Annotated in this window: 9 protein-coding genes; all 9 read right to left on the bottom strand. The window is 72.7% G+C overall.

Going from position 1 to position 8,776, the window contains the following annotated elements:
• Window positions 1-1,525: complex I subunit 4 family protein (locus IEZ04_RS17710; protein ID WP_229821097.1), on the bottom strand; the 1,525-nt coding region annotated here is incomplete at its 3' end.
• A 6-nt stretch (window positions 1,526-1,531) separates the two neighbouring features.
• Complete coding sequence (locus tag IEZ04_RS17705; protein WP_189217859.1) at window positions 1,532-3,523, bottom strand: NADH-quinone oxidoreductase subunit 5 family protein; 1,992 nt, start codon at window positions 3,521-3,523, stop codon at window positions 1,532-1,534.
• Window positions 3,520-3,960 (bottom strand): NADH-quinone oxidoreductase subunit NuoK, encoded by a 441-nt coding sequence (gene nuoK, locus IEZ04_RS17700; RefSeq protein WP_189217858.1) that lies wholly within the window; start codon window positions 3,958-3,960, stop codon window positions 3,520-3,522. The genes IEZ04_RS17705 and nuoK overlap by 4 nt, the downstream gene beginning before the upstream one ends.
• Window positions 3,960-4,640 (bottom strand): NADH-quinone oxidoreductase subunit J family protein, encoded by a 681-nt coding sequence (locus IEZ04_RS17695; RefSeq protein WP_189217857.1) that lies wholly within the window; start codon window positions 4,638-4,640, stop codon window positions 3,960-3,962. The genes nuoK and IEZ04_RS17695 overlap by 1 nt, the downstream gene beginning before the upstream one ends.
• Window positions 4,637-5,323, bottom strand: a complete 687-nt coding sequence (locus tag IEZ04_RS17690) for a NuoI/complex I 23 kDa subunit family protein (RefSeq protein WP_189217856.1) — start codon at window positions 5,321-5,323, stop codon at window positions 4,637-4,639. Before IEZ04_RS17690 ends, IEZ04_RS17695 begins: the two co-directional genes overlap by 4 nt.
• Window positions 5,324-5,325: 2 nt before the next feature.
• Complete coding sequence (locus IEZ04_RS17685) at window positions 5,326-6,294, bottom strand: complex I subunit 1/NuoH family protein (protein WP_189217855.1); 969 nt, start codon at window positions 6,292-6,294, stop codon at window positions 5,326-5,328.
• Entirely contained in the window at window positions 6,291-7,661 is a 1,371-nt protein-coding gene (locus tag IEZ04_RS17680) for an NADH-quinone oxidoreductase subunit C (RefSeq protein ID WP_189217854.1), read from the bottom strand. Before IEZ04_RS17680 ends, IEZ04_RS17685 begins: the two co-directional genes overlap by 4 nt.
• Entirely contained in the window at window positions 7,658-8,338 is a 681-nt protein-coding gene (locus tag IEZ04_RS17675) for an NADH-quinone oxidoreductase subunit B (RefSeq protein WP_189217853.1), read from the bottom strand. Before IEZ04_RS17675 ends, IEZ04_RS17680 begins: the two co-directional genes overlap by 4 nt.
• Window positions 8,329-8,754 carry an NADH-quinone oxidoreductase subunit A gene (locus IEZ04_RS17670; RefSeq protein ID WP_189217852.1) on the bottom strand — a complete coding sequence of 142 codons (426 nt, stop codon included), beginning with the start codon at window positions 8,752-8,754 and terminating at the stop codon, window positions 8,329-8,331. The genes IEZ04_RS17675 and IEZ04_RS17670 overlap by 10 nt, the downstream gene beginning before the upstream one ends.
• Window positions 8,755-8,776: the final 22 nt, after the last annotated feature.

Here is an 8,776-nt window from a genome sequence, read left to right as displayed (position 1 = left end):
CTTCCTGCGCTTCCTGCGCTTCCTGCGCTTCCTGCGCTTCCTGCGCTTCCTGCGCTTCCTGCGCTTCCTGCGCTTCCTGCGCTTCCTGCGCTTCCTGCGCTTCCTGCGGCGAGGCTCCCATGCAGACGCGCCGTACGACAATCAGCATGTACGCGGCGGTCAGCAAGGTGCCGAACGCGGCGATCACCATGAAGGTGAGGAAGGCGGGGCGGCTGAGGCCCTCCGCGGGCCGGAGGGCACCGAACAGCGCCAGCATCTCGCCCCAGAACCCGGCGAGTCCCGGCAGTCCGAGCGAGGCCACGGCCGCGAAGGCGAGGAGGCCGCCGAGGCGCGGCGCCCGGCCGTAGAGGGCGGCGCCGGTCCCCTGGGCGAGGGCGTCGAGGTCGGTCGTGCCCGTACGGTCCTTCACCGCGCCGACCAGGAAGAACAGCAGGCCGGTGATGAGGCCGTGGGCGATGTTCGCGAAGAGCGCGCCGTTCACGCCGGTCGGGGTCATGGTGGCGATGCCGAGCAGGACGAAGCCCATGTGGCCGACGGAGGAGTACGCGATGAGGCGCTTGAGGTCGCCCTTGGCGCCCTGCCGGGCGAGGGCGAGGCAGGCCAGCGAACCGTAGACGATGCCGACGACCGCGAAGGCCGCGAGGTAGGGCGCGAAGGTACGGAACCCGTCGGGTGCGATGGGCAGCACGACGCGGGTGAACCCGTACGTGCCCATCTTCAGCAGGACACCGGCCAGCAGGACCGAACCGACGGTCGGCGCGGCGGTGTGGGCGTCCGGGAGCCAGCTGTGCAGCGGCCACATCGGGGTTTTGACCGCGAGCCCGATCCCGATCGCCAGAACGGCGATGACCTGCACGGACGCGGTAAGTGACCGGCCGTTGTCAGTGGCGAGTGCCACCATGTCGAACGTGCCCGCACTGAGCCCGATCAGGAGCAGGCCCAGCAGCATGACCACGGAACCGAGCAGTGTGTAGAGGATGAACTTCCAGGCGGCCCGGGTCCGCTCCTCGCCGCCCCAGCGGGCGATGAGGAAGTACATCGGGATGAGCACCGTCTCGAAGGCGAGGAAGAACAGCAGCAGGTCGAGGACGGCGAAGGTCGCGAGGGTGCCGGACTCGAGGACGAGCAGCAGCGCGACGAAGGCCTTCGGGGACGGACCCGCGGGCGGCCTGAAGTACGAGTACAGCGCGCAGAGGAAGGTCAGCAGCGCGGTCAGGACCAGGAGGGGGAGGGAGATGCCGTCGACGCCCAGGTGGATGCGCACGTCGAGGGCGGGGATCCAGCTGATGTCCGTGCTGGCCTGCATCTTCGACGGCTGGTCGTGGTCGAGGCCGAGCGCCAGGACGATCGCCGCGACGAGGACCGCGCCGGTCACGGTGACACCGTGGCGGAGCACGGCCTGCTCGGGTGACTTCCCCTTCAGTCCGGGCGGGGCCGGCAGGAGGGCGGCGACGGCTCCGAGGAGCGGGCCGACGACGGTGAACGCCAGGAGGAACTGCATCACGGACTCGCTGATATCGATCACGCCTGCTCACGCTCCCGTGGCGACGAGGAGGACGGCGACCACCAGGACGGCGGTGCCGGCGAGCAGCGCGCTCACATAGGTCTGCACGTTGCCGGTCTGGGCGCGCCGTACGGCCGCGCCGAGCAGCCGGGGCACGGCGCCGGCGCCGCGTACGTAGGTGTCGACGACCTCACGGTCGAGGAAGCGGACGATCCGCGCCGCGCCCTCGACCGGGCGGACGAAGAGGGCCGCGTACACGGCGTCGAGGTGGAAGCCCGCGGCCGCGGGCCGGTGCAGCGGGCCCAGCAGCAGTCGGCCCGGGTCGGCCGGGTCGGGGGCGGAGGCCACGTTCCCGTACGCCGGCGTATGGCTCGCGATGGCTTCGGCCTCGACCTGGGCGGCGTCGGCCCGCGGGTGGGCGGCGACCGCGCCCAGCGGGACACCGGCCGCGAGCGCGGTGGTGTGCCGCCAGGTGCCGTAGGTGACGAGGCCGCCGACGAGGGCTAGGCCCGTGCCGAGGACGGCCGTGGTCAGGGTCGGGGTCAGGGCGCGGCCGTCGAACCAGTCGGGCAGCGCCCCGGTGGCCAGGCCGAAGGCGATGGACGGGAGCGCGAGGAGCCAGAGGACGGCGTTCATGGCGACCGGCTGCCTGCCGTGGTCCGGGGCTTCGGCGCCACGGCCCCGGAAGGCGAGCAGCCACAGCCGGGTGGCGTAGGCGGCGGTGAGGAGGGCCGTGATCAGGCCGGCGACGAGAACGGTCCAGCCGGCGGCGCCGGGGACGTGCTCGGCGTGGCCGGTGGCCGCGTGTTCGGCGGCGCCGAGGACGGCCTCCTTGGAGAAGAAGCCGCTGAAGGGCGGGATCGCGGCGAGGGCGAGGAGCGCCACGGTCATCGTCCAGTAGGCGTCGGGGACACGGGCGCGCAGGTCCTTCATACGGGACATGGCGGCCAGCGAGTTGGTGCCGGCGGCGTGGATGATCACGCCGGCGGCGAGGAACAGCAGTGCCTTGAAGGCGCCGTGCGACAGGAGGTGGAAGACGGCGGCACCGCGGTCTCCGACGGCGAGGGCGCCGGTCATGTAGCCGAGCTGGCCGATCGTCGAGTAGGCGAGGACGCGCTTGATGTCGTCCTGGGCGAGTGCGGCGAGCGCCGAGCCGGCCATCGTGACCGCGGCCATGACGGCGAGGACGATGAGGGCCGCCGAGGAGGCGGCGAAGACGGGAAGGAGCCGGGCGATGAAGTAGACGCCGGCGGCGACCATCGTCGCGGCGTGGATCAGCGCGGAGACGGGCGTGGGGCCCGCCATCGCGTCGGGGAGCCAGGTGTGGAGCGGGAACTGCGCCGATTTGCCCGCCACGCCTGCGAGGAGCAGCAGGGCGATGAGCGTCGGGTGGTCGACTCCGCCGTCCGCGACCGCGCCCAGGACGGTCGTGATGCGGAAGGACCCGGCGTCCGCGGCGAGGGCCAGCAGCCCGATGAGGAACGGGACGTCGCCGAGCTTGGTGACGAGGAAGGCCTTGAGCGAGGCGGCGCGGGCCTCGGGGGTCTCCCAGTAGTGGCCGACCAGGAAGTAGGAGCAGATGCCCATGACCTCCCAGCCGACCAGCAGCACCATCAGGTCGCCGGAGTAGACGACGAGCAGCATCGCGGAGGTGAAGAGGGAGACGAGAGCGGCGTACGAGGGGTAGCGCGGGTCGTCGCGCAGGTAGCCCGTCGAGTAGATCTGCACGCAGGTGGCGACCAGGCCGACCAGGACGGCGACGAGCGCGGCGAAGCCGTCGACGTGCAGGGCGAGCTCGACGGGAACCGAGCCGGTGGGGGTGAGTTCCGTGGCGGCGTCGACGGCCCGGCCACCGCCCTGGCGTACGGCGACCAGCGCGGCGAGGACGAGAGCCGCGAGGGTCGGCAGGACGGCGAGGGGGCGGGCGAAGCCGGGGGCCGTGCGGCCCAGGAGCAGGCCGGCGGCGGCGCCCAGGAACGGAAGGAGGGGGACGAGGACGGCGAGGGTGGTCGTGGTCACGCGGTGGCCTCGGTCTTCTCGGCGGCCGTCCCGGTCGCGGGGGTCGTCGGGGCGTCACTGGCGGAACCGTCGGCATCGGGGCCGCCGGGGCCGCCGGGTTCGTGGCCGTCGGGTTCGTGGCCCTCGGCGGTGTCGCGGAGCTTGTCGACGTCCGAGGTGCCGCGGTTGCGGTGGACGGCGAGGACGATCGCCAGGCCGATGCCGATCTCGGCGGCGGCGATGGCGATGGTGAACAGGGTGAGTGCCTGACCGGAGTGCAGCGTCTCCTCGGCGGCCTGGCTGAGCCAGACGTCGAAGGCGACGAGGTTCAGGTTGACGGCGTTGAGCATGAGCTCGACCGACATCAGGACCAGGATGGCGTTCCGGCGGGCGAGGACTCCGTACAGGCCCGTGCAGAAGAGGAGGGCGGAGAGCACGGCGGGATAGGCGAGGTGCATCAGCGGGCCCCTTCCTGGGAGGGGGGCCGCCGGTCGGATGCGGGCGTGGGCCGGTCGGACCCGGGCGATGTCCTGCGGGACAGGACGATCGCGCCGACGAGGGCGGCGAGGAGGAGAACCGAGAGGGCTTCGAAGGGAAGCACCCAGTTCCGGAAGAGGGCCTCTCCTGTCACCTGGGTGGATCCCCTGGCGCCCTCGGCACCCGCGACGGCACCGTCCAGGTCGATCCAGGTCGTACGGAACGCGTCGACGACGACCCAGACCAGCGCTGCGGCGGAGGCGACGGCCACGGCGAGGGCGGCCCGGCGGTTGCCCGAGTCGGCGTCCGGTGAGCGGCCGATCGGGGCCTTGGTGAGCATCAGGCCGAAGAGGAGGAGGACGACGACGGAACCGACGTAGATGAGGACCTGCACCCAGGCGATGAACTCCGCGGTGAGCAGGAGGTACTCGACGGCGAGGCCGCCGAGGGCCACCACGAGCCACAGGGCGGCGTGCACCAGCTGCCGGGTGGTGACGGTGACGACGGCGGCGCCGAAGGTGACCACACCGACGAGGAGGAAGGCGATCTCCACGCCGGTCGGTGAGAGGAAGCCCTGCGCCGGGGCCTGCGCCTGGACCTGGACGTGCGTGTGGGTCTGGGCCTGGGCGGCGAGCAGGACGGCGGTCGCTGCGGGGGTCATTCCCGGCCCTCCTGCCGTGGCTGGTCGGTCTGCTGCCGGGAGTCACCCATCGGGCGGGTCGGCCGTTCGGCCGCGCGGGCCTGTTCGTCCGCGTGCGGCACGGTGCCGGTGGGCGTCGTGGCCCGGGCGGGTGGCTCGGCCGCCGTGGTCTGTTGCCGGGCCGCGAGCTTGTCGGCGGTCTTGCGGGCGGCGGCGACTTCCTTGGGCTCCTCCGCGCCGGCGTCGAGGGCGGGCGGGGCCGGCACCGTCCACATCCACTCGCGGAGCTTGTCGCGCTCGTGGGTGAGGTCGCGGATGTCGGTCTCGGCGTACTCGAACTCCGGGGACCAGAAGAGGGCGTCGAAGGGGCAGACCTCGATGCAGATACCGCAGTACATGCAGAGGGAGAAGTCGATGGCGAAACGGTCGAGGACGTTACGGCTGCGCTCGCGCCCGCCAGGGGCGGCGGGAGGGACCGTCTCCTTGTGCGAGTCGATGTAGATGCACCAGTCGGGGCACTCACGGGCGCACAGCATGCAGACCGTGCAGTTCTCCTCGAAGAGGCCGATCACTCCGCGGGTGCGGGGCGGGAGGTGGGGCTGGGACTCCGGGTACTGCTCGGTGACGGTCTTCCTCGTCATCGTGCGCAGGGTGACGGCCAGGCCCTTGGCCAGGCCGGACCCGGGGACGGATCGGCGGGACATGGTCACTGGATCACCACCTTGACGACGCCGGTGAGGGCGATCTGGGCGAGGGCGAGCGGGACGAGGAGCGTCCAGGAGAACTTCTGCAACTGGTCCTCGCGGAGCCGGGGGTAGGTGACGCGCAGCCAGATGACGACGAAGGCGAGGACCGCGGTCTTCAGGAGGGTCCAGACCCAGCCGAGGCCGTCGGCGCCCCAGGGGCCGTGCCAGCCGCCCAGGAACAGGACGGTGGTCAGGCCGCACAGGACGACGATCCCGGCGTACTCGGCCAGGAGGAACAGCGCGAAACGCAGTCCGGTGTACTCGGTGTACGCGCCGAAGATGATCTCCGAGTCGGCGACCGGCATGTCGAACGGCGGGCGCTGCAGCTCGGCGAGACCGGCGACGAAGAAGACGAGCGCGCCGACGATCTGCCAGGGCAGCCACCACCACTGGAAGGCGTCGACGATGCCGGGGAGGGAGACCGTGCCGGCCGCCATGGCGACGGAGGCGGCGGCGAGCAGCATCGGGAGTTCGTAGGCGAGGAGCTGGGCGGCGGTGCGGAGACCGCCGAGGAGGGAGAACTTGTTGGCGGAGGCCCAGCCGGCCATGAGGGAGCCGAGGACGCCCACGCCCATGACGGCGAGCACGAAGAACACGCCCGCGTCGACGGCCTGACCGACGGCGCCCTCGCCCGGGCCGACGGGAATGGCCAGGAGGACCAGGAGGTACGGGAGGAGGGCGACGGCGGGGGCGAGCTGGAAGATACGGCGGTCGGCGCCCGCGGGGACGACGTCTTCCTTCTGCGCGAACTTGACGCCGTCGGCGACGAGCTGGGCCCAGCCGTGGAAGCCACCGGCGTGCATGGGGCCGAGACGGCCCTGCATGTGGGCCATGACCTTGTGCTCGGTCTGGCCCACGATCAGGGGGAGGGCTAGGAAGGCCACGAAGACGACGAGCAGCCGTAGGGCGACGTCGAGGGCGTCGTTCACCGCGTGCCTCCCGTCGTGGGGGTGTCGGGGTCCGGCGGGGCCTGGTCGGGGGTGGCGGAGTCGGAGGTCGAGTCGGGGGCGTCGGGGGTGGAGGAGTCGGAGGACAAGTCGGGGGCGTCGGAGGTCTCGGTCGGTTCGGCCGCCTCCGCTGCCGACTCCGCCGACTCCTCCACTTCCGTCGACTCCGTCGGTTCCGGCTTCGGCGGCTCGGGGTCGTCGAAGGCGGGGCGGGCGTGGTGCCAGGGCGCGTCCGCGCTGCGGGGTGCGGCGGGGGCCTTCGGAGCGTGGCGCTCGACTCGGGACGGCGAGTCGCCCGAGGCCGCGCCCGCGCCCGAGGCGGAGGCCGCGCGCTGGCTCGCCGAGCCGTCCGATGCGCTGCGGGTGCGGCGCGGCCCGGCGGGTGGCGCCGCCTCGGCCGACGATGCCGCTCCCGGCGCCGCCGCGTCCCGGGTGCGCTGGCTGGCCGAGCCCTCGCTCGCGCTGCGGGAACGCCGTGGGCCCCTGGAAGCTGCGGGAGGAGGCGGCGTCGGCTCGGAGGGAGCCGCCATCTGCGGCGCCTCCGCGTCCCCGGTGCGCTGGCTGGCCGAGCCCTCGCTCGCGCTGCGGGAACGCCGTACGGGGGCCGTGCCCGGTGCGGAACCGGTCTGGCTGGCCGATCCCTCGGCCGCCGTACGGGTGCGGCGGACCGGGCGGTCGCCGGCCGGGCGGGCGGAGCGGTCGCCGGCCGGGCGGGCGGAGCGGTCGCCGGCCGGGCGGGCAGAGCGGGCCGGGGCCGGGCGGGCAGAGCGGGCCGGGGCCGGCGGGAGCTGGCCCTTGAGGGGGCCCCACTCGTTGGGGTCCGGGACGCCGGGCGGCAGCATCTGGCGGCGCTTGGGACCGCCGTGGTCCGACTCGCCCGGTTCCTTGGCGCCCGGCCATGCCTTCGCGACCCGCGCCGCCAGGACGAAGTCCTTGCGCAGCGGGTGGCCCTCGAAGTTCTCGGGGAGGAGGAGCGGCTCGAGTCCGGGGTGGCCGTCGAAGACCACGCCGAACATCTCGTGGGTCTCGCGTTCGTGCCAGGCCGCGCCCGCGTAGATGTCGACCGCGGAGGACAGGGCCGGGTTCGCGTGCGGAACCGTCGTGCGCAGGAGCAGGCGGCGCACCGGGGCCAGGGCCACCACGTGCGCCGACACACGGAAGCCGGCCCCGGGTTCGTCGACCGCGCTGAGCCAGTCGAAGTACGTGCAGCCCAGCCGTGCGCGGGCCGTGCGCAGCGCCTCGGTCCAGGATGCGGGCGGGACGTCCACGGTGAGAACGCCGTAGGACTCGTCGGCCGCGGCGTCCGGGCCGAACAGTTCTTCGATGGGTGCGGGGAGCCAGCCGGTCACCGGTCGGCCTCCTCCGCGGCGGAGCCGTCGACCGCCGCTGCCGGAGCCGGCGGTTTCACCAGGCCGCTCCGGAGGGCGGTCGTCGAGGCGCGCGCGCCGGCCCCGTTGCCGTACCGCTCCCCCAGGGACTCGCGGGCGATCTTCTCCTGGAGCTTCAGGATGCCCTGCAGCAGGGCCTCCGGCCGGGGCGGGCAGCCGGGGACGTACACGTCGACGGGGATGATCTGGTCGACGCCCTTGGTGACGGAGTACGAGTCCCAGTAGGGGCCGCCGCAGTTGCTGCAGGCCCCGAACGAGATGACGTACTTCGGTTCCGGCATCTGCTCGTACAGGCGCTTCACGGCCGGTGCCATCTTGTCCGTGACCGTCCCGGAGACGACCATCAGGTCGGCCTGGCGCGGGCCGGGGGCGAACGGGATCACGCCGAGGCGGATGAAGTCGTGACGGGACATCGACGCGGCGATGAACTCGATGGCGCAGCAGGCGAGGCCGAAGTTGAAGACCCAGAGCGAGTAGCGGCGGCCCCAGTTCAGGACCACCTTCATCGGCTCGGGAGCGAGACGGGCGAGCGCGCCCAACCGCTTCGGCTCCGGCAGCGGAGTCGGCTCGGACTGCGCGATCGGCCGGGACAGCGGTGCGCGTTCGGAGGACGCGGTGGTCGAGGGGGTCACGTCCATGCCAGGACGCCCTTCTTGTATGCGTACAGCAGGCCCACGGTGAGGAAGCCCAGGAAGACGAACATCTCCACGAGGGTCGTCGCGCCATAGGCGGGATCGGCGAAGACCGTGGCCCAGGGGAACAGGAAGATCGAGTCGACGGCGAAGATCACGTACAGGAACGCGTAGACGTAGTAGCGGACCTGGGTGTGGGCCCAGCCCTCGCCGACGGGGTCGACCCCGCACTCGTACGTCATCAGTTTCTCGGGCGTGGGCACGACCGGGCGCAGCAGACGGCCCGCGCCGAAGGCCACGGAGACGAACAGCACGCCGATGACGGCGAGCAGTCCGACGACCGAATAGGACTGGAAGTAGTCCGCCGCGATCACGGTTCCGCGCTCCGGGACAGCGGTGACCACCGTCGTCGGTTCCGGCACGTCCGTCCCTCGCTCCCTGACC

Source organism: Streptomyces ruber, assembly GCF_014648075.1.
Lineage (GTDB): Bacteria > Actinomycetota > Actinomycetes > Streptomycetales > Streptomycetaceae > Streptomyces > Streptomyces ruber.
This window is presented reverse-complemented; position numbering and strand designations above follow the sequence as displayed.